We start from the raw sequence: 18,675 nt of genomic DNA on the forward strand, positions 1-18,675 counted from the left end.
ACTGCAACCTTTTTGTTTGGGTGGCGGGATTTTATTCCGGACAGTAGTGCGCCTGCGCGGGAATGACGGTAGTAGGAAGTTTCTGTAGTCGTCCCTAGAACGAATACGGACAAGGCAGCCTGAAAACTTCGCGGTGCCGGTAATGGTATTGGTTCTTATCCGTGTAAGTTTCGGTTAATTCCGCGTAAGCATGAATTTACAGATTACCCTTGAAGATGCGCCCGTCTGCTGTTTATACTGCGGGCGCGGCCTGTATCCGCCTGCTTTCGGGCGTTTGGCCGCAGAGAAGAACAATGGAGAAATTCGATGACCCACACCGTTTTTATCGACGGCTCTGCCGGCACCACCGGCCTGCGCATTGCCGAACGTCTGCGCCATGAACGCGATATTCACCTGCTTACCCTGCCGGAAGCGCAGCGCAAGGATTTGAGCGCGCGGCTAGATGCGGCAGCGGCGAGCGAGGTTAGCCTGCTTTGCTTGCCCGACGAGGCGGCGCGCGAGTTCGTGCAGCACGCGCCGGCGGCGACGCGCATTTGCGACACCTCTACCGCGCACCGCAACGCCCCGGGCTGGGTTTACGGATTTGCCGAGTTGCACGGGCAACGTGCGGCGATTGCCAGCGCGACGCGCGTTGCCAATCCCGGCTGTCATGCCAGCGGCTTTATCGCCCTCATCCGCCCGCTGTGCGACGCGGGGGCGCTGCGGCGCGAGGCGCTGCTCACCTGCCAATCGCTCACCGGCTATTCCGGTGGCGGCAAGGCAATGATTGCCGAATATGAAGCGGAATCGCGTCCCGCAGCGCTTGACGCGCCGCGCCTCTACGGCTTGTCTTTGCAGCACAAGCATTTGCCGGAGATGCGCGCGCAAAGCACGCTTGCGCACGCGCCGCTGTTTATGCCGGTGGTCGCGCCGTTTTACAGCGGCATGCTGGTGAGCGTGCCGCTCTTTGCCGCGCAGCTGGCGGACGGTTTTGCCGACGGCGCACGGCTCGCGGCGCTGCTCGCTGATTATTACGCGGGCGAGCCGCTGGTGCGCGTGCAGCCGTTTGCGCCATCTGCCAGCGTGGCGACGCTTGCCGCCAACGCGCTTGCCGGGCGCGACGATATGCAGCTGTTCGTTTTTGCCAACGGCGACGGGCAACTGCTGCTCTGCGCGCTCTTTGACAATCTCGGCAAGGGTGCGTCCGGCGCGGCGGTGCAAAATTTGAACTTGATGCTGGGTCGCGCGGAAACCGCCGGCCTGGTTTACTGATGATTGCGGAGGATTACATGCAGCCTGAATTTACATACATCGACGGTGGCGTTTGCGCGCCGCAGGGATTTTCCGCCAGCGGCGTGCACTGCGGCATCCGCAAGAATCGCAGCAAAGCCGATTTAGCGCTGATTGTCAGCCGCACGCGCTGCGCCACCGCTGCCGTCTATACCACCAACAAAGTCCAAGGCGCGCCGCTTGCCGTTACCCGCGCCCATATTGCCGACGGCTACAGCCAGGCGGTGCTGTGCAACAGCGGCAATGCCAACACCTGCAACCCCAACGGCGAAACGCTGGCGCGCGCCTGCTGCGATTTGCTCGGCGACGCGCTACACATCCCGGCAAATGATGTGGTGATTGCCTCGACCGGCGTCATCGGCCAACCGCTGCCGCTGGAGCCGTTTGCGCGTGGCATCCCCGCTGCCGTTGCCGCCCTTGCAGCCACCCCGGCAGCGGCGCTGGCGGCGGCAGAAGCGGTAATGACCACCGACACCTACGCCAAAACGCAGGCGCTCGAATTTACCCTCGACGGCAAACCCTGCCGCCTCGGCATCATCACCAAAGGCAGCGGCATGATTCACCCAAACATGGCGACCATGCTCACCTTCATCACCAGCGACGTCGCCATCGCCCCTACCCTGCTGCAACGTGCCTTGAGCGAAGAAGTCAAAGACAGTCTCAACCAAATCAGCATCGACGGCGACACCTCAACCAACGACATGGCAGTCATCCTCGCCAATGGCGCGGCAGGCAACGCCGAAATCCGCGACGACGGCGCCGCTTACCAAACCTTCCGCGCCGCGCTGCACCGGCTTTGCGCTTGGGCGGCGCGCGAAATCGCCCGCGACGGCGAAGGCGCAACCAAACTGCTGCACTGCCGCGTGCGCGGTGCGCGTTCGCCCGAAGTGGCGCGCAGCGTGGCGAAAAGCATCATCGCCAGCGACCTCTTCAAAGCGGCGATGTTCGGCGCTGATGCCAACTGGGGACGGGTGCTGTGCGCCGTCGGCTACACCACAGGCGACTTTTCCGCCAACAACATCGCCCTCACCCTGCAAAGCGCGGCGGGCGCGGTCAAAGTCTGCGAACACAGCGCCTACCACCCCTTCAGCGAAGACGAGGCTGCCAAAGTGCTGGCAGAAAAAGAGATAGAAATCCTGCTCGATATGCACGACGGCGAAGCCCAAGCGCAGGCGTGGGGCTGCGATCTCACCTACGACTACGTCAAAATCAACGGCGACTACCGGAGCTAAACATGCGCCAAGAATATATGGACTGGTTCGACGAAGCCGTCCCCTATCTGCAGAAATACCAGCAAAACTGCGTGGTGGTGAAATACGGCGGCAACGCCATGACCAACGACACCATCAAAGCCTCGGTGCTGCGCGATGTGCTGTTTCTCAACCAGGTCGGCGTGAAAATCGTGCTCGTCCACGGCGGCGGCCCCGACATCAACGCCGGTCTCGCCAAAATCGGCAAAAAAGGCGAATTTATCGGCGGCCTGCGCGTTACCGATGCCGAGACCATGGAAGTGGTGCAGCAGGTGCTGGCAGGCAAAGTAAACAAAAACCTGGTGGCGCATCTGGGCGGGCGCGGCATCGGCCTGTGCGGCATCGACGGCGGCCTGCTGCACTGCGAAGCGCTCGACCCGGCACTCGGCGCGGTTGGCAAAATCAGCCGCGTTCAGCCAAACATCATCCATCTGCTGCTTGGTGCCGGCATGATTCCGGTGGTTGCCAGCATCGGCACCGACGCCGCCGGCAACAGCTACAACATCAACGCCGACACCGCTGCCGCCGCCATCGCCACCGCCATCGGCGCCTGCAAACTGGTGAACATGACCGACATCGCCGGCCTTTTGCGCGACATCGACGACGAGAACACCCTCATCCGCGACATCCGCATCGACGAAGCCGAAGCGCTCATCAGCCAAGGCATCATCAGCGGCGGCATGCTGCCGAAAATCGCCTGCTGCATCGACGCCGTGCGCCAGGGCGTGCCGGAAGTCGCCATCATCGACGGCCGCCGCCCGCACTCGGTGCTGCAAGAACTCTTCAGCGACCGCGGCAACGGCACGCTGTTCCACCAATAGGCAGCCGCTCCCAAGGCAGCCTGAAACCCGTAGGGTGCGCACCGCGCACCACAACGCCAACAACCGGCGCAGCGTCCCCCTACGGCAGAAAGGCAGCCTGAAAACAAAAAACCGCCGCAGCGGCGTTTTCAGACTGCACCACCAACCCCAGGCCGATAAGGCAGCCTGAAACCCCCAACCCGCTTTTCAGGCTGCCTGTTTACTAAAAGGAGATCGCATGTCCGCCCCGCTTTCCGACCACATCCGCCAACTCGACCAACAATACAGCGCTGCCACCTACGCCCGCTTCGCGCCGGTGCTGGTGCGCGGCGAAGGCTGCACCGTCTGGGATGCCGACGGCCACGCCTACACCGACTTCACCAGCGGCATCGGCGTCAACAGCCTCGGCTTTGCCGATCCGGCATGGGTTGCCGCCATCGCCGCGCAGGCGGGCAAACTGGCGCACACTTCCAACCTGTTCTACAGCGTCCCCGCCGCCGAGCTGGCGCAAAGTCTCTGCGAAAAAAGCGGTCTTGCCCGCGTCTTTTTCTGCAACAGCGGCGCCGAAGCCAACGAATGCGCCATCAAAGCCGCGCGCAAATACAGCCGCGACCGCCACGGTGCCGGCCGCCACACCATTCTCACCCTGCAAAACTCCTTCCACGGCCGCACCCTCGCCGCCCTTTCCGCCACCGGCCAGGACGTTTTCCACCAGCATTTTTTCCCCTTCGTTGAAGGTTTCGCCTACGTTCCCGCCAACGACACCGCCGCCCTTGAAGCGCGCCTGGCGCAAAACGACATCGCCGCGCTGATGCTCGAGCCGGTGCAGGGCGAAGGCGGCGTGGCCGCGCTGGATACCGGCTATCTTCAGGCTGCCCGCGAGCTGTGCCGCCGCTACGACGTGCTGCTGGTTGCCGACGAAGTGCAAACCGGCATCGGCCGCAGCGGCCGGCTGTTTGCCTTCGAGCACGCCGGCATCGTGCCCGACATCGTTACCCTTGCCAAAGGGCTGGGCGGCGGCCTGCCGGTGGGCGCGGTGCTGTTTGGCGAACGCTGCGCCGACACGCTGGGACGGGGCGACCACGGCTCGACTTTCGGCGGCAACCCGGTCTGCTGCGCCGGCGCGCTGGCCGTTTTGGCGCGTTTGGACGATGCTTTTCTCGCCGACGTTACCCGCAAAGGCGAAGCGCTGCGCCAGGCGCTCGCTGCTCTGCCGAAGGTCAAAAGCGTCAGCGGCCTCGGCCTGATGCTCGGCGTCGAATTTGACGACGGCATCAGCGCCGCCGACATCGTGCGGCAGGCGCAGGAAAAAGGCGTGCTGTTTCTCACCGCCAAACACAAGCTGCGCCTGCTGCCGCCGCTGATTATCAGCGACGACGACATCGCGCGCGGCATTGCGGTGCTGCGCGAGATTCTCAGCGCCTGATGCCGTCCTGCCGCACAAACAGCCCGCCGCCGCGGGCTGTTTTTATCGCGGCGGTTTTCCCATCGCCCAAGCGTTCGGCTCTTTGGGCGCCGTCCAAAAGCAGCCTGAAAACCAAGCAGGCAACGCAATCCCTGCGCCGGCTAAAATCGGTTTTCAGGCTGCCTGAACGCCAAACCCCGAAACCAAACCTTGCGGCAGCCTGAAAACGCCGTTTTCCATTGTCCGCCCTGCCCTGCTTGCCGGATAATGCCGCTTTTTTCCGATTTTGGTTTTCAGGCTGCCTGAAAACGCCCCACGCCATGAAACTGAACGAGCGCCAGCTGGAAGCGGTGCGCTATCTGGGCGGGCCGCTGTTTGTGCTGGCCGGCGCAGGCAGCGGCAAAACCCGCGTCATCACCGAAAAAATCGCCTATATGATTACCGGCGCGGGCTATGCGCCGCAGCATATCGCCGCCATCACCTTCACCAACAAAGCCGCCAAGGAAATGCAGGAGCGCATCGGCGCCATGCTCGGCAAAGGCCAGACCCGCGGCCTGACGGTTTCCACCTTCCACTCGCTGGGCATGCGCATGCTGCGCGAAGAAGCGGCGCACGCCGACTACAAAACCAATTTTTCGATACTCGATGCTTCCGACAGCGGCCGCATCGTCAGCGAGCTGCTCGGCAGCAGCGGCCGCGAGCAGGTGTTCAAAGCCCAGCACCAGATTTCGCTGTGGAAAAACGAGCTGGCCACGCCCGAGCAGGCTTTTCAGGCTGCCGGCGACGAATGGCAGCAGCACATCGCCCGCGTTTACGCTTCCTATCAGGAAACACTCGGCCACTATCAGGCCGTCGATTTCGACGATTTAATCCGCCTGCCGGTGCTGCTGCTGGAGCAAAACAGCGATCTGCGGCTCAAATGGCAGCGGCGGCTGCGCTATCTGCTGGTGGACGAATGCCAGGACACCAACGCCTGCCAGTATCGTCTGCTGCGCCAGCTTACCGGCCTGGAAGGCATGTTTACCGCCGTGGGCGACGACGACCAGTCCATCTACGCCTGGCGCGGCGCCGATATGGAAAACCTGCGCCTGCTGCAGCAGGATTACCCGCAGATTAAAGTGGTCAAACTCGAACAAAACTACCGCTCTGCCGGCCGCATCCTGCGCGTGGCCAACCAAGTAATCGCCAACAATCCCAAGCTCTTTGCCAAAACCCTGTGGTCGCAGCTGGGCGAAGGCGATCCGGTAAAAGTGGTTGCTTGCAGCAGCGAAGAAAACGAAGCCGAATACGTGGCCGGCGAAATCGCCCGCATGAAGCTGGCCGGCGGCGACAAAGCCCGTTATGCCGATTTTGCCGTGCTCTACCGCGGCAACCACCAGTCGCGTCCCTTTGAAACCGCGCTGCGCCAAGCCCACATTCCCTACCGCGTCTCCGGCGGCCAGAGCTTTTTCGACAAAGCCGAAATCAAAGACATCCTCGCCTATATGCGCCTGCTGGCCAACAGCAGCGACGATCCCGCCTTCCTGCGCGCCGCCACCACCCCGCGCCGCGGCATCGGCGACACCACCCTTGGCCGGCTCAACCACTACGCCAAAATCCACGGCTGCAGCCTGTTTCAGGCTGCCTCCCAGCCCGAAGCGCTGGCCGAACTCAATGCAAAAAGCCGCGACACGCTGCAGTCTTTCGCCGCCCTGATAGACGGTTTCCGCCGCCGCGCCGCCAAGGAAGACGCCGGCAGTCTGATCCGCGAGCTGCTCGATACCATCGGCTACGAAAACCACCTTTACCAAAGCGAAGAGAGCAGCCGCGCCGCCGAAAGCCGCTGGCGCAACGTCGAAGATCTGGCCGACTGGCTTGAGCGCAAAGGCAGCGAAGGCAAAAACCTGATCGAACTCTCGCAAACCATCGCCCTGATCACCTTACTCGAAGGCCGCGACGACGCCGAAACCGACGCCGTTACCCTGTCCACCCTGCATGCCTCCAAAGGGCTGGAATATCCGCAGGTGTTTCTCGTCGGCTGCGAAGAAGGGCTGTTTCCCCACGCCGAGAGCCTGGAAGAAGGCAATCTCGAAGAAGAACGCCGCCTGATGTACGTCGGCATCACCCGCGCCAAATGGCGGCTCACCCTCACCCACTGCACCAAACGCAAACGCCAGGGCAGCTGGCAGTTTCCCGAACCGAGCCGCTTTATCGACGAAATGCCGCAGGACGATTTGGACATCCTCGGCCGCAAAGGCGGCAAACCCATCGTCAGCAAAGCCGAAGGCATCAGCCGCCTGCAAAGCATGAAAGCCATGCTCGACAGTAAAATCGGCGGCAGTTAGAAAAAGCAAAAGGCAGCCTGAAAGCCGGTTTGGCGCTTTCAGGCTGCCTTTCACACCGCCGCACAGCAAGGCAGCCTGAAACGCAAAACCCCAAGCAAAAACTAAAAAACGTTTACAATACGCCCTTTTCAGGCTGCCCGAAACGCCAAAGGCAGCCTGAAAACGGTTTTTAACCATACAACCATTGCCACAAAAGAGTTCCCATGTCCGAAATCCTAGACCAAGTGCGCCGCCGCCGCACGTTTGCCATCATCTCCCACCCTGACGCGGGTAAAACCACGTTGACCGAAAAACTGCTGCTATTTTCCGGTGCGATTCAAAGCGCGGGTACGGTAAAAGGCAAGAAAACCGGCAAATTCGCCACCTCCGACTGGATGGAAATCGAGAAGCAGCGCGGCATTTCCGTGGCGTCCAGCGTGATGCAGTTCGATTATAAAGACCACACCGTCAACCTCTTGGACACGCCGGGACACCAAGACTTCTCCGAAGACACCTACCGCGTTTTGACCGCTGTGGACAGCGCGTTGATGGTCATCGACGCGGCAAAAGGCGTGGAAGCGCAAACCATCAAACTCTTGAACGTCTGCCGCCTTCGCAATACGCCGATTGTCACGTTCATGAACAAATACGACCGCGAAGTGCGCGATTCTTTGGAATTGTTGGACGAAGTGGAAAATATTTTAAAAATCCGCTGCGCGCCCGTTACTTGGCCGATCGGCATGGGCAAAAACTTCAAGGGCGTGTACCACATTCTGAATGACGAAGTGTATCTGTTTGACGCGGGCGGCGAGCGGCTGCCGCACGAGTTTGACGTGATTAAAGGCATTGACAATCCCGAGCTGGCGCAGCGTTTTCCGCTGGAAATCCAGCAGCTGCGCGACGAAATCGAGCTGGTTCAGGCTGCGTCCAACGAGTTTGATTTGGCAGAGTTTTTGGCGGGCGAACTCACGCCCGTGTTCTTCGGCTCCGCGATTAACAACTTCGGTATTCAAGAAATCCTCAATTCATTGATTGACTGGGCGCCCGCGCCGAAACCGCGCGACGCGACCGTGCGCATGGTCGAACCGGACGAGCCGAAGTTTTCCGGATTTATCTTTAAAATCCAAGCCAATATGGACCCGAAACACCGAGACCGCATCGCCTTTTTGCGCGTCTGCTCGGGCAAATTTGAGCGCGGCATGAAAATGAAACACCTGCGCATCAACCGCGAAATCGCCGCCAGCAGCGTGGTTACGTTTATGTCGCACGACCGCGAGCTGGTGGAAGAAGCGTTTGCGGGCGACATCATCGGTATTCCCAACCACGGCAACATCCAAATCGGCGACAGTTTTTCCGAAGGCGAGCAGCTGGCGTTTACCGGCATTCCGTTTTTCGCGCCCGAGCTGTTCCGCAGCGTTCGTATTAAAAACCCGCTGAAAATCAAACAACTGCAAAAAGGTTTACAGCAGCTGGGCGAAGAAGGCGCGGTGCAGGTGTTCAAGCCGATGAGCGGCGCGGATTTGATACTCGGCGCGGTCGGCGTGTTGCAGTTTGAAGTGGTTACTTCGCGGCTGGCGAACGAATACGGCGTGGAAGCGGTGTTTGACAACGCGTCCATCTGGTCGGCGCGCTGGGTGTCGTGCGACGACAAGAAAAAGCTCGCCGAGTTTGAAAAAGCCAACGCCGCCAATCTGGCGATTGACGCAGGCGGCAACCTCGCCTACCTCGCCCCCAACCGCGTGAATTTAAATTTGACGCAGGAGCGCTGGCCGGACATCGTGTTCCACGAAACGCGCGAGCATTCGGTGAAGCTGAACGGCTGATAAAGAAAGTGCAGGCTGCTTTTGAAGGTTTAAAAACCCGAAAAGCAGCCTGCACTTTTATTATGGCAAATTAAAATTCCAATGTTACCGCGTTGGCTTGCCTTGACGCGCTGTGGTCAAGGTACATGGAATAGATGTTTGCAGGGTATGTGCCGTACGCATGCGCTCTTTCCCCCTTTTACATACTACATCTGAAAAGCCGTTATCCAAAAACATATTCCGGCTATAAGTGAAAGCGGAGTCATAACATATTTTTCTTTCCTACTTTTTGAAATCATGTTCATAATAGTATTCAAAGTTAGGTAAGCGGCAAAGAAGAAACAAATATATTTAGTAACCTTAAAAGAAAACCACAAGGAAATAAAACCTCCGGCTTGCAAAATAATTATCATTGCAAAAATTTGGATAGCCACCGAAATGACTGCCACAATCCTAAATTTCTTAGGTAAAATTTTATGTTGTCCACCCATTGTAAATTCGCCCAAAGGCAAACCGCAAGCAACAAGCACAGTCATAGTTGCTATTATTCCAAATAATACTGCACCTAATATTGAAAACATAAATCAATATCCTACCTTCGCAAAATACAAACGATTTCAATGAGCCGCAGCCTGCATCTCTATCAACCACGTGCGTGGCTACACCACACATCCTAGGATTACACCCGCATCGTAGCAAAAACGAGCGGCTGGCCACCCATCAGCACAACCGAACAGTTGCCACCAACAACCGAATACAAGGAAGGTTCATTGATGAGTACCCAAAACTACGCAGGCATCGACATCGCCAAACGCCATTTCGTCATCGGCATCCACGGCAGGGATAAAACCAAAACCGAAACCAACAACCCCAAAGGCTTTACCCACACCATTGACTATCTGCACAAGCACAACGTCGGTTTGGTTGTCATGGAAAGCACTGGCGGTTTGGAAATCCCTCTCGCCAAAACCCTACATCGCGCAGGTTTCCAAGTGGTGATTGCCAATCCTCGCTGCACCAAAAATTACGCCAACGGCTTTTCTCTCGCCAAAACCGACCATCTCGATGCCAAAATGCTTGCTGATTACGCACAGGCGTTGGAAATCAAAGGACTGGTCGCCAATATGCTCTACATTCCGCCCAGCGAAGCCGAAGAGAAACTCGAAGCACTGGTCAAACGCCGCAGCCAGTTGGTTGACATCCGTGCCGCCGAGAAAAACCGTCTCGAACAAATCCATGAAAGCCAACAGCAAAGCGTTAAAGACCTGATTGCCCATCTCGACAAGCTTATCGCCGAGCTGGACAAAGACATCGACAGCAACGCCGACGCATTCGGCGGCAAAGGCCAAGTGCTAACCGCAATCAAAGGTATAGGCAGCACCACCAGCGCCACCCTGCTATCCATGCTGCCCGAGTTGGGCACCGTACCACACAAACGCATCGCCATGCTGGCAGGTGTCGTTCCACCGCCGAACCAAAGCGGCGACACGGACAAGAAAACAGGCTGCATCGGCGGCAGAATGGCAGTACGCAACATGCTGTATATGGCAGCACTGACGGCGAGCCGCTTTGAGCCGAAGATTAAAGCGTTTTACGAGAGACTGCGCGCCAAAGGCAAACCGTTCAAAGTCGCTATTAACGCGTGTATGCACAAACTTCTGCGTATTCTGAACGCAAGGATGCGGGATTACCTGGCCTCTTTGCAGACGAAATCAGAACGGCAAAGCGAACAGCAAAGCAAACAACAACCCGCACCGCAATGCGCGTAATCACCGAGTTTGGTTGCCCTGCCCGACGCGGTGGGGGAACACAGTTGCTACATAAACCTACATTATGCGTATCTAATTTATACGCGCAGTCATCCGTGTAGCCTGTGGTTCGTCATCTTGCATTATTTTAATTTGAATCCGCTATATTTTGCCCTTTATTCCGCAAACGTTTTGCCACGAAACACGCGCACCGCATTGCCGCGTTCCAAACGGTAGAGCTGCGCGTGTGCGTCTGCGGCGTGTTGGTCCAGCCGTTCTGCGTGCTGTGCGGCGAGTTTCACCGCCAAAAGTTCCAGTACTGTAGGTTGGGTCAAGACCCAACAAAGCCTTGAAATCATCGGAAACGTTGGGTTTGGCAACCCAACCTACAAGACTGCCTCCAAACAAATAAAAGGAAACACCATGCACCCCATCGCCCAAATCCGACAAATCCGCATCGGGCAGCCTGAAAACTTTGCCCGCAACCAACAAAGCGCGATTAACAAGCAGCCTGTCAGCGGCAAAACCGCCGTTACGCCCAGCGGTTTGGCGGGCGACGGCGTGGGCGATCCGCGTTTTCACGGCGGTGCGGACAAGGCGGTGCACGTTTATGCGCTGCACCATTACGACACTTGGCGGCGCGAGCTACCTGCGGCGCAAAATATGCACGCAGGCGGCTTTGGCGAGAATTTTTGTCTGGATGGCGCGGACGAGCACTCGGTGTGCATCGGCGACGAGTGGCAGATCGGTTCGGCGCGTTTTGCCGTAAGCCAGGGGCGGCAGCCGTGTTGGAAGCTGAACGAGCGGTTCGGCGTGGCAGATATGTCGCTGCGCGTGCAGCAGAGTTTGCGCTGCGGCTGGTATCTGCGCGTGTTGGCGGCGGGCGAAGTGGCGGCAGGCGATGAAGTGTTTTTGCTCTCGCGACCGTTTCCCGAATGGTCGGTGGCGCGGGTGCTGGCGCTGATTGACAGCCGCTGTTGCGATGCGGAAACGATGCGGGCGGTGCTGCAACTGCCTTTGCCCGAGAGTTGGGCGCGCTTGTTTTCGCGGCGGCTGGAAACGGGGGAATGCGAAGATTGGCAGCTGCGTTTGTTCGGCGCCGACGGTGATGGCAAAAAGGCAGCCTGAAAACTTTTCAGGCTGCCTTTTATTGCCGGTGTGAGCTGGGGAACTAGCCCAATTCGCGCTGCCGCCGGCTGAGCAGCTCGTGCACCTGCTGGGCGGCGGCGGCGCGGTCAGCGGGCGGGGTAATCGGGTCGAGAAAATGCAGCTCGACCTTGCTGCGCGGCTGGCTGATAACCATGCGGATGGACTGCCACAGGCTGATGTCGCCGTAGTAGGCGGTGTGGGGGTTGGGGCTGCTGCCGTCGGCATTGGGGTAGCGGCATAACGCGGGCACAATCGGCACGCCGGCCAGGTGGGCGGTTTGGAAAAAGCTGGGTTTGAAGGGCAGGATGGCGCGGCCTTCGCTGCTGGTGCCTTCGGGGAAAATGGTTACGGTGTCGCCGTTTTTCAGGGCTTCGGTTACGGTGTCGATTTTGGTGGTATTGCCTTTGGTGCCTTTGTTGCGGGTTACGTAAACGGTTTGCGCCTGGGTGGCGAGATAGCCGACCACCGGCCATTTGGCAACGTCGTCTTTGGCAACGAAGCGGCCGGGGAAGGCGCCGTTCACCGCCATAATGTCGAGCCAGGAGATGTGGTTGCTGATAATCAGCTGGCCGTGGCCGGTGGCGGGCAGGCTGCCGAACACTTCGAGCTTCATGCCGCAGGAAGCGAGCACGCGCAGCGACCACAGCTGGATGGCGCGCAGCTTGCGCCGTTTGCTGTAAAAGGGAAACAGGAAAAACATCTCGGCCATGCCGTAAAGCAGGCAGACGGCAATGCAGCACAGGCGGAAGGCGAAGCGGATTTTGGCCATAAAGAGAACGGAAAATACGGGGGAAAAGATAAGGCGGGCAGGCTTTCAGGCTGCCTGAAAACGGCACAAAGCAGCCTGAAAAAGGTTTTCAGGCTGCTTTTTTAGGATTTAGGGTTTGGGGGCGAACTTCTGCAGGTAGCGGTCGCTCAGCTGGGTGATGTCCATCATAATCAGCACGTCGGCGCAGTTGAAGGCTTCATCCACGCAGGGCTCGCCGCAAAACCAGGCGCCGGCTTTGAGATAGCCCTTAATCAGCGGTGGGACTTCCGGTTTTTCCGACGGCGTGATCTGCGCCCATTTGAGCGGGTTGAGCGGGCGCACGCACCATTGCTCGGGCGCCAGGTAGCGACCTTTGAGCTGGTGATAGAGCGCCGCCGCATCGCTGCCGCCGTCGCGCATTTCGATGCTGCCGCAGCCGATCATAAAGCGCAGGTTTTCGTCTTTCATAAACTTCACCAGCCCCGTCCACAGCAGCATAATCAGCGCGCCGTTGCGGTAGTCGGGATGGGTGCAGGCGCGGCCGAGTTCGACGGTTTGCGGCAGGATGTCTTTCAGTGGCGAGAGATCGAATTCGTGCTCGCTGTACCAGCCGCCGACTTTTTTTGCCGCTTCTTCGGTAATCAGGCGGTAGCAGCCGATTACTTCGCCGGTAGCTTCGTCAAAGGCCAGCAGGTGGTGGCAGTGTTCGTCGTAGGGGTCGATGTCGCGGCCGTTGTCGCTGTCGATTTCGGCGCCAAGCTCTTGGGCAAACACGCGGTAGCGCAGGCGCTGGGCGGCGGCGACTTCTTCGGCGGTCTCGGCCAGGCGTACGCTCAGGCCGATTTTGGGGCCGGTTTGGTTGAAACGGCTTTGGGACATGATGTTTCCTAGAACGGCAAAAGGCGGGGATTATAACGGCGGCGGCAGGGCTTGCAAACCCGCCTTAAGGCAGCCTGAAAACGGCGGCGGCGCTTTTCAGGCTGCCTAATCTTTCAAGCAACCAGATTGCTGCCGTCGGCCGGTCTCAGGCGGGCGAACACGGCGGCAGACAACAAAGTCAGCACGCCGACGGCGGCAAAAGTGCAGCGGAAAGCGGCATGGACATCGCCGTCCAAGGGCGCCAGTGTGCTGAAATACTGTAGCAGCGACGCGCCGATGGCGGTGCCGAAACCAATGGCCAGCTGCTGGTTGACCGTCATCAGGCTGGCGCCGCTGCCGGCCTGTACCGGCGCAAGGTCGGCCAGCGTCAGCGTGTTCATGGCGGTAAACTGGATCGAGTTGCTCAAGCCCAGCGCCAGCAGCAAAGGCAGCAGCAGCCACAACGGCGTGTGCGCATCCGGCAGCGCCAGCAGCATAATCAGCACGCCCAGCAATAAGGTGTTGGCGACCAGCACGCGGCGGTAGCCGAAGCGCAGCATCAGCGGCCGGATCGCCGGCTTGGCGGCAATCGACGCCAGCGCAATCGGCGCCAGCGCCCAGCCGGCGGCGGTAGCGCTGTAGGCAAACGCCACCTGCAGCAGCAGCGGCAGCAGAAAGGGCAGCGCGCTCACACCCAGCCGGCTGGCGAAATTGCCCGACAGGCCGATGCGGTAGGTGCGCACCCGCAAAAGCTGCGGGCTGTATAAGGGCTGCGCGGCGCGGGCGGCATGGCGCCAATAGGCGGCCGCCGCCAGCAGCGACAGCACCGCCAGCAGCGCGGCAAACGCACCGTAACGCGGAAAGTGCATGATTTCCACCGCCACGCTCAAGCCCGCCGCCGCGCCGCCAAACAGCAAAAAACCCGCCAAATCGAAAGCCGGTATTGTTCCTTCGCCGCGAAAGTCCGGCATCACCGTGCGCGCCAGCCAGGCCGCCGCCAGCCCGAAGGGCACGTTAATCAGGAAAATCCAATGCCAGCCGGCATACTCGGCCAGATACGCGCCGAGCAGCGGCCCGACCACCGGCCCCAGCAGCGCCGGCATCACCACAAAATTCATCATCCCCAGCAGGCGGTTTTTGTCGTAGGCCTGCATCAGAATCTGGCGCGGCGCCGGCGCCAGCATCGCCCCACCGGCACCCTGAATCACCCGCGCCAGCACCAGCATCGGCAGGCTCGGCGCCAGCGCGCACAGCAGCGAACCGGCCACAAACACCAGCATCGCCACGCTAAAAACCTGCCGCGTGCCGAAACGCTCGCTCAGATAGGCACTGGCCGGCATCAGCATCGCCAGCGTCAGCGCATAAGACACCACCGCCGACTGCATATTCAGCGGCGACTGGTGCAGATCGGCGGCAATCAGCGGCAGCGCGGTATTGAGCACCGTCGAATCGAGCATCTGCATAAACACCGCCGCCGCCAGCAACAGCGGCAGCAGGCGGGAAGGTTCGGCAGTTTTTTCCATGGTTTTCCATACTCCGCAAGGCAGCCTGAAAGCGGCAAAATCCCTTTTCAGGCTGCTTTTGGTTTCGGGGGGCTGTCGTTTGTTTTGAGTCCGGGACAGGACAAGGCAGCCTGAAAAAATCGGTTGGCGCTTTCAGGCTGCCTAAAGTTTTCAGGCTGCCCCGGCAAAACAACACCCGCAGGCATGGCGGCGTGCGGGCGGCGGGGCTTAAGCGTCGAGCTGGCGGTGGCGCAGCAGCACTTGGTAATCGGCCTGCAGGCTGCGAGCAAGTTCTTCGGCCAGATACACCGAGCGGTGTTTGCCGCCGGTGCAGCCGATGGCGATGGTTACGTAGCTGCGGCTTTCCTGCTGCAGTTTGGGCAGGCGGCGGCGGATAAAGGTTTCGATGTCGGCAAGCATTTCGCCGGCTTCGGGTTGGGCGGCGAGATAGCGGCGCACGTCTTCATCGCGGCCGGTCTGCTCGCGCAGGCCGTCGATATAGTAGGGATTGGGCAGGCTGCGTACGTCGAAAACAAAATCAGCGTCGGTGGGGGCGCCGTATTTGAAGCCGAAAGACTGGATGCTGACCAGCAGGCCTTCGCGGTCGATCTGCAGCCATTGGCGCAGGCGGCTGCGCAGCTGGGAAGTGTTGCTGTGGCTGGTGTCGATGCAGTAGGCCGCTTCGCGCAGCGGCATCAGCCAGGCGCGTTCGTGTTCGAGCGCTTCGGTCAGGCCGGTGCCGTTGTGCGACAGCGGGTGGCTGCGGCGGGTTTCGGAAAAGCGGCGCAGCAGCACGGCTTGGTCGGCTTCGAGAAACAGGATGTCGAGCCGGTGGCCGGCTTGGCGCAGGGCGGCGATTTGCTCGTGGGCAGCCTGAAGCCTGAAACGGGAGCGGATGTCGATGCTGATGCCGAGTTTTTCGCTGCCGCCGCGCGCTTCGTGCAGGCGCACCAAGTCGGGCAAGAGTTCGAGCGGCAAATTATCGACGCAATAGAAGCCGGAGTCTTCCAACAGCTTCAGCGCCACGCTTTTGCCGGAGCCGGAAAGGCCGCTAATCAAGACTATCTTCATGTTCGCTGTCGTCCTTCATCATGGCCTGGTGACGTTCGAGAAATTCGCGGGTACTGTCTTTGCCGCGCAGCTGCAAGATGTAGTTGCGCACGGCGGCTTCGACCAGCACCGCCAGGTTGCGGCCGGCGGCCACCGGCAGGGTAACCGAACGGATGGCGACGTTCAGTATCGACTCGGTTTCGCTGCGGATGCTCAGGCGGTCGAGCTGCTTCATGTATTCGTCGTCGGCGGGAATCAGGTTGATGATGAGCTTGAGCTGCTTTTTCGGCCGGATGGAAGTTTCGCCGAAAATGTGGCGGACGTTGAGCACGCCCAGCCCGCGCACTTCGAGAAAGTCGCGCAGCATCGGCGGGCAGCGGCCTTCGAGCACTTCGGGCGCGGTGCGGTGCAATTCGACGGCATCGTCGGCCACCAGGCTGTGGCCGCGCGAAATGAGTTCCAGCGCCAGCTCGCTTTTGCCCAGCCCGGACGAGCCGGTCAACAGCACGCCAACTTCAAACACGTCGAGAAACACGCCGTGTTTGACGGTGGATACCGCCAGCATTTTCTGCAGATAAATCCGCAGCACGTCCATCAGATAGGGGCTTTCGAGCTTGGAGGTCAGCAGCGGGACGTTGCGGGTGTGGCAGTAGTCGCGCAGGCTGGCGGGCACCGGCAGGTCGTTGGCCACGATCACCAGCGCCATCTCAAAATCGAAAAGCCCGTCCAATCCGGTTTGTGCGGACTGTTCGAGCTTGTTGAGATAGGCGACTTCGGCCACGCCGAGCACCTGCACTTGGTTGTGGTGGATGAAATTGAGATGGCCGACCAGCGCCAGCACCGGACGGTCGGCGGCCACGCTGATGCGGTTGTCGCTGCCGGAATTGCCCGCCACCCAGGCCATCTGCAGCTTCTGCTGGTTGTCCTGATACAGGCGGCGCACGCTGACGCTGGGCACCTCAGTCTCCGGCAAGCAGGATGTCGAGCACCTGCTGCGGGGTTTTGCTGTGCATCAGCGCTTCACGCACGGTTTTTTCGTGGAAGCGGGCGGCCAGCTGCGAGAGCAGCTCCAGATATTCGCCGGCGGCATCCTGCGGCACCAGCAATACGAATACCAGCGACACCGGCTTGCCGTCGGGCGCGTCAAATTCGATCGGATCGGCGGTGCGCACAAAGGCGCCGACCGGTTGGGTAAAAGATTCGTCACGGCCGTGGGGAATGGCCACGCCCTGCCCCAAGCCGGTACTGCCGAGCTTTTCGCGGGCGAACAGGCAGTCGAACACCGCCGTATGCGGCAGGCCGCTGTTCGCTTCCAAAAGCTGGGAAACGGTTTCAAACAGCCGCTTTTTACTGCCGACCTCCATATCGAGCACGATATTGGACAGGGGCAGAATATTGGCGAGTAAAGTCATGTATCAATGCTTGCTACAAATAAACAGGCGCGGATTTTAACGCTTGTTTACATTTATCTCAATCAGCCGCCGCCGGATTTACACAGCCCGAAGGCACAAGTAGCGGCAGCGGCGGCAAACTTTTCAGGCTGCCTTGATGCTGTGTCAGGCAGCCTGAAAAAACGCACGGTGTCGGGTTTACAGCTTGCCGGCCACTTTCTTATTGCGCATCAGGCACAGCATATCAGCGGCAACGTGGGCGGCGGCGATGGCGGTGATTTCGGCGCTGTCGTAGGCAGGGGCGACTTCAACCACGTCCATGCCGACGATATTCAGATCGCCCAGCTGGCGGACAATGCCCAGCGCGGTGTGCGAACTCAAACCGCCGGGAACGGGGGTGCCGGTGCCGGGGGCGAAAGCGGGGTCGAGACAATCGATATCAAAAGTCAGATAAACCGGATTGTCGCCGACGATGTCGTAGATGCGGCGCACGGTGGCTTCGATGCCGTTTTCGTTGATCCACGGCGCAAACAGCATGTTCATGCCCATAAAATCGCTGTTCCAGGTGCGGATGCCGACTTGGGCGGATGTTTTCGGATCGATCAGGCCGTTTTTCACCGCTTTGTAGAACATGGTGCCGTGATTGAGCGAATCTTCTTCATCGTCCGGCCAAGTGTCGCAGTGGGCGTCAAAATGCAGCAGGCTCAGCGGTTTGCCGTATTTTTCCGCATGCGCCTGCAACAGCGGGTAGGTAATGTAGTGGTCGCCGCCGAAAGTGAGCATTTTGGCGCGGCTGTTGGTGATGATGTCCAGCGCGTGCTGTTTGATGCTTTCGCGGATGGTCCACGGACGGTGGGCGTCGAACCAGCAGTCGCCGTAGTCGATCACTGCCAGATCGTCGAAAGGATCGAAGCCCCACGGGAAAAGGTTGAGTTCGGCCAACTGCACGCTGGCGGCGCGGATGGCAGCGGGACCTAAGCGGGCGCCGGAGCGGAAGGTGGTCGCCAAATCCAGCGGCACGCCGGACACCACCACGTCCACGCCTTCCAGATTGCGGGTGTAGCTGCGGCGCATAAACGACAGCGCGCCGGAATAAGTGTTTTCGATGATGCTGCCCATCACGCCCTGACGGCGGAAGGCACCGTCGCCGTAAATTTTTTCGTTGCTCATGTTTGTGCTTCCTGCGGCGGCTTGCCCGCCTGCTGTCTTTATAGGGTGAAAATGCCGGCGCATTTCATTTACAAACGCCCGCATAAAAAAGCGCGCGATTCTAACACTTTCCGCCAGCGCCGCAGACAGCCGACCGCACTTTTTACATTGGGAAAATGCGTCAGATAGTTGCTTGTATTTGCACGGACTACAGGCAGCCTGAAAAGGGATGCCGGCCTTTCAGGCTGCCT

The 18,675-nt window shown here is 59.7% G+C and carries 17 protein-coding genes; 8 read left to right on the forward strand and 9 right to left on the reverse strand.

Going from position 1 to position 18,675, the window contains the following annotated elements; all coding sequences use genetic code 11:
* Positions 1-306 precede the first annotated feature (306 nt).
* From argC to MB824_RS10220, 6 genes are all read left to right on the forward strand, one after another.
* Positions 307-1,251 (forward strand): N-acetyl-gamma-glutamyl-phosphate reductase, encoded by a 945-nt coding sequence (gene argC / locus MB824_RS10195; protein WP_238748416.1) that lies wholly within the window; start codon positions 307-309, stop codon positions 1,249-1,251.
* Positions 1,251-2,501, forward strand: a complete 1,251-nt coding sequence (argJ, locus tag MB824_RS10200; RefSeq protein ID WP_238748417.1) for a bifunctional glutamate N-acetyltransferase/amino-acid acetyltransferase ArgJ — start codon at positions 1,251-1,253, stop codon at positions 2,499-2,501. Before argC ends, argJ begins: the two co-directional genes overlap by 1 nt.
* A 2-nt stretch (positions 2,502-2,503) precedes the next feature.
* The gene (argB, locus tag MB824_RS10205; protein WP_238748418.1) at positions 2,504-3,340 is read left to right on the forward strand and encodes an acetylglutamate kinase; all 837 of its coding nucleotides are present in this window, start codon (positions 2,504-2,506) and stop codon (positions 3,338-3,340) included.
* A 217-nt stretch (positions 3,341-3,557) separates the two neighbouring features.
* Complete coding sequence (locus tag MB824_RS10210; RefSeq protein WP_238748419.1) at positions 3,558-4,745, forward strand: aspartate aminotransferase family protein; 1,188 nt, start codon at positions 3,558-3,560, stop codon at positions 4,743-4,745.
* A gap of 299 nt (positions 4,746-5,044) precedes the next feature.
* Positions 5,045-7,048: a UvrD-helicase domain-containing protein gene (locus MB824_RS10215; RefSeq protein WP_238748420.1), complete on the forward strand. Its 2,004-nt coding sequence runs from the start codon at positions 5,045-5,047 to the stop codon at positions 7,046-7,048.
* A gap of 203 nt (positions 7,049-7,251) precedes the next feature.
* Positions 7,252-8,850, forward strand: coding sequence for a peptide chain release factor 3 (locus MB824_RS10220; protein WP_238748421.1), 1,599 nt, complete (start codon positions 7,252-7,254; stop codon positions 8,848-8,850).
* Positions 8,851-9,035: 185 nt separating this feature from the next.
* Here MB824_RS10220 and MB824_RS10225 read toward each other — a convergent pair whose 3' ends face one another.
* Complete coding sequence (locus tag MB824_RS10225) at positions 9,036-9,410, reverse strand: hypothetical protein (RefSeq protein WP_238748422.1); 375 nt, start codon at positions 9,408-9,410, stop codon at positions 9,036-9,038.
* A 192-nt stretch (positions 9,411-9,602) separates the two neighbouring features.
* Here MB824_RS10225 and MB824_RS10230 point away from each other — a divergent pair, with 192 nt between their 5' ends.
* Positions 9,603-10,598, forward strand: a complete 996-nt coding sequence (locus MB824_RS10230; RefSeq protein ID WP_238748423.1) for an IS110 family RNA-guided transposase — start codon at positions 9,603-9,605, stop codon at positions 10,596-10,598.
* Between the two features lie 155 nt (positions 10,599-10,753).
* On the opposite strand, the gene MB824_RS10235 is transcribed toward MB824_RS10230, so the two are convergent.
* A complete protein-coding gene (locus MB824_RS10235) occupies positions 10,754-10,912 on the reverse strand; it encodes a hypothetical protein (protein ID WP_238748424.1) in 159 nt (52 codons plus the stop codon).
* 88 nt (positions 10,913-11,000) lie between these two features.
* Between MB824_RS10235 and MB824_RS10240 the strand changes: the two genes are divergently transcribed.
* Positions 11,001-11,705 carry an MOSC domain-containing protein gene (locus tag MB824_RS10240; RefSeq protein WP_238748425.1) on the forward strand — a complete coding sequence of 235 codons (705 nt, stop codon included), beginning with the start codon at positions 11,001-11,003 and terminating at the stop codon, positions 11,703-11,705.
* A gap of 43 nt (positions 11,706-11,748) precedes the next feature.
* On the opposite strand, the gene MB824_RS10245 is transcribed toward MB824_RS10240, so the two are convergent.
* The 7 genes from MB824_RS10245 to speB all read right to left on the reverse strand — a co-directional run bounded on the left by MB824_RS10245 (position 11,749) and on the right by speB (position 18,445).
* Entirely contained in the window at positions 11,749-12,495 is a 747-nt protein-coding gene (locus MB824_RS10245; RefSeq protein ID WP_238748427.1) for a lysophospholipid acyltransferase family protein, read from the reverse strand.
* A gap of 108 nt (positions 12,496-12,603) precedes the next feature.
* Positions 12,604-13,353 (reverse strand): GNAT family N-acetyltransferase, encoded by a 750-nt coding sequence (locus MB824_RS10250; RefSeq protein WP_238748429.1) that lies wholly within the window; start codon positions 13,351-13,353, stop codon positions 12,604-12,606.
* A gap of 113 nt (positions 13,354-13,466) precedes the next feature.
* A complete protein-coding gene (locus tag MB824_RS10255; RefSeq protein ID WP_238748431.1) occupies positions 13,467-14,855 on the reverse strand; it encodes an MFS transporter in 1,389 nt (462 codons plus the stop codon).
* Between the two features lie 207 nt (positions 14,856-15,062).
* Positions 15,063-15,905, reverse strand: a complete 843-nt coding sequence (gene rapZ / locus MB824_RS10260; protein ID WP_238748432.1) for an RNase adapter RapZ — start codon at positions 15,903-15,905, stop codon at positions 15,063-15,065.
* Positions 15,886-16,842 (reverse strand): HPr(Ser) kinase/phosphatase, encoded by a 957-nt coding sequence (hprK, locus tag MB824_RS10265; protein ID WP_238748433.1) that lies wholly within the window; start codon positions 16,840-16,842, stop codon positions 15,886-15,888. The genes rapZ and hprK overlap by 20 nt, the downstream gene beginning before the upstream one ends.
* 1 nt (position 16,843) lies before the next feature.
* Positions 16,844-17,296 carry a PTS IIA-like nitrogen regulatory protein PtsN gene (ptsN, locus tag MB824_RS10270; RefSeq protein ID WP_238748434.1) on the reverse strand — a complete coding sequence of 151 codons (453 nt, stop codon included), beginning with the start codon at positions 17,294-17,296 and terminating at the stop codon, positions 16,844-16,846.
* Positions 17,297-17,473: 177 nt separating this feature from the next.
* Positions 17,474-18,445 (reverse strand): agmatinase, encoded by a 972-nt coding sequence (gene speB, locus MB824_RS10275; protein ID WP_238748435.1) that lies wholly within the window; start codon positions 18,443-18,445, stop codon positions 17,474-17,476.
* Positions 18,446-18,675 lie beyond the last annotated feature (230 nt).

Source organism: Kingella pumchi, from assembly GCF_022288825.1.
Lineage (GTDB): Bacteria > Pseudomonadota > Gammaproteobacteria > Burkholderiales > Neisseriaceae > Kingella_D > Kingella_D pumchi.

Coding starts and splice junctions, on each gene's coding strand:
- argC (WP_238748416.1), top strand. CDS start 307: ATGACCCACACCGTTTTTATCGACGGCTCTGCCGGCACCACCGGCCTG.
- argJ (WP_238748417.1), top strand. CDS start 1,251: ATGATTGCGGAGGATTACATGCAGCCTGAATTTACATACATCGACGGT.
- argB (WP_238748418.1), top strand. CDS start 2,504: ATGCGCCAAGAATATATGGACTGGTTCGACGAAGCCGTCCCCTATCTG.
- MB824_RS10210 (WP_238748419.1), top strand. CDS start 3,558: ATGTCCGCCCCGCTTTCCGACCACATCCGCCAACTCGACCAACAATAC.
- MB824_RS10215 (WP_238748420.1), top strand. CDS start 5,045: ATGAAACTGAACGAGCGCCAGCTGGAAGCGGTGCGCTATCTGGGCGGG.
- MB824_RS10220 (WP_238748421.1), top strand. CDS start 7,252: ATGTCCGAAATCCTAGACCAAGTGCGCCGCCGCCGCACGTTTGCCATC.
- MB824_RS10225 (WP_238748422.1), bottom strand. CDS start 9,410: ATGTTTTCAATATTAGGTGCAGTATTATTTGGAATAATAGCAACTATG.
- MB824_RS10230 (WP_238748423.1), top strand. CDS start 9,603: ATGAGTACCCAAAACTACGCAGGCATCGACATCGCCAAACGCCATTTC.
- MB824_RS10240 (WP_238748425.1), top strand. CDS start 11,001: ATGCACCCCATCGCCCAAATCCGACAAATCCGCATCGGGCAGCCTGAA.
- MB824_RS10245 (WP_238748427.1), bottom strand. CDS start 12,495: ATGGCCAAAATCCGCTTCGCCTTCCGCCTGTGCTGCATTGCCGTCTGC.
- MB824_RS10250 (WP_238748429.1), bottom strand. CDS start 13,353: ATGTCCCAAAGCCGTTTCAACCAAACCGGCCCCAAAATCGGCCTGAGC.
- MB824_RS10255 (WP_238748431.1), bottom strand. CDS start 14,855: ATGGAAAAAACTGCCGAACCTTCCCGCCTGCTGCCGCTGTTGCTGGCG.
- rapZ (WP_238748432.1), bottom strand. CDS start 15,905: ATGAAGATAGTCTTGATTAGCGGCCTTTCCGGCTCCGGCAAAAGCGTG.
- ptsN (WP_238748434.1), bottom strand. CDS start 17,296: ATGACTTTACTCGCCAATATTCTGCCCCTGTCCAATATCGTGCTCGAT.
- speB (WP_238748435.1), bottom strand. CDS start 18,445: ATGAGCAACGAAAAAATTTACGGCGACGGTGCCTTCCGCCGTCAGGGC.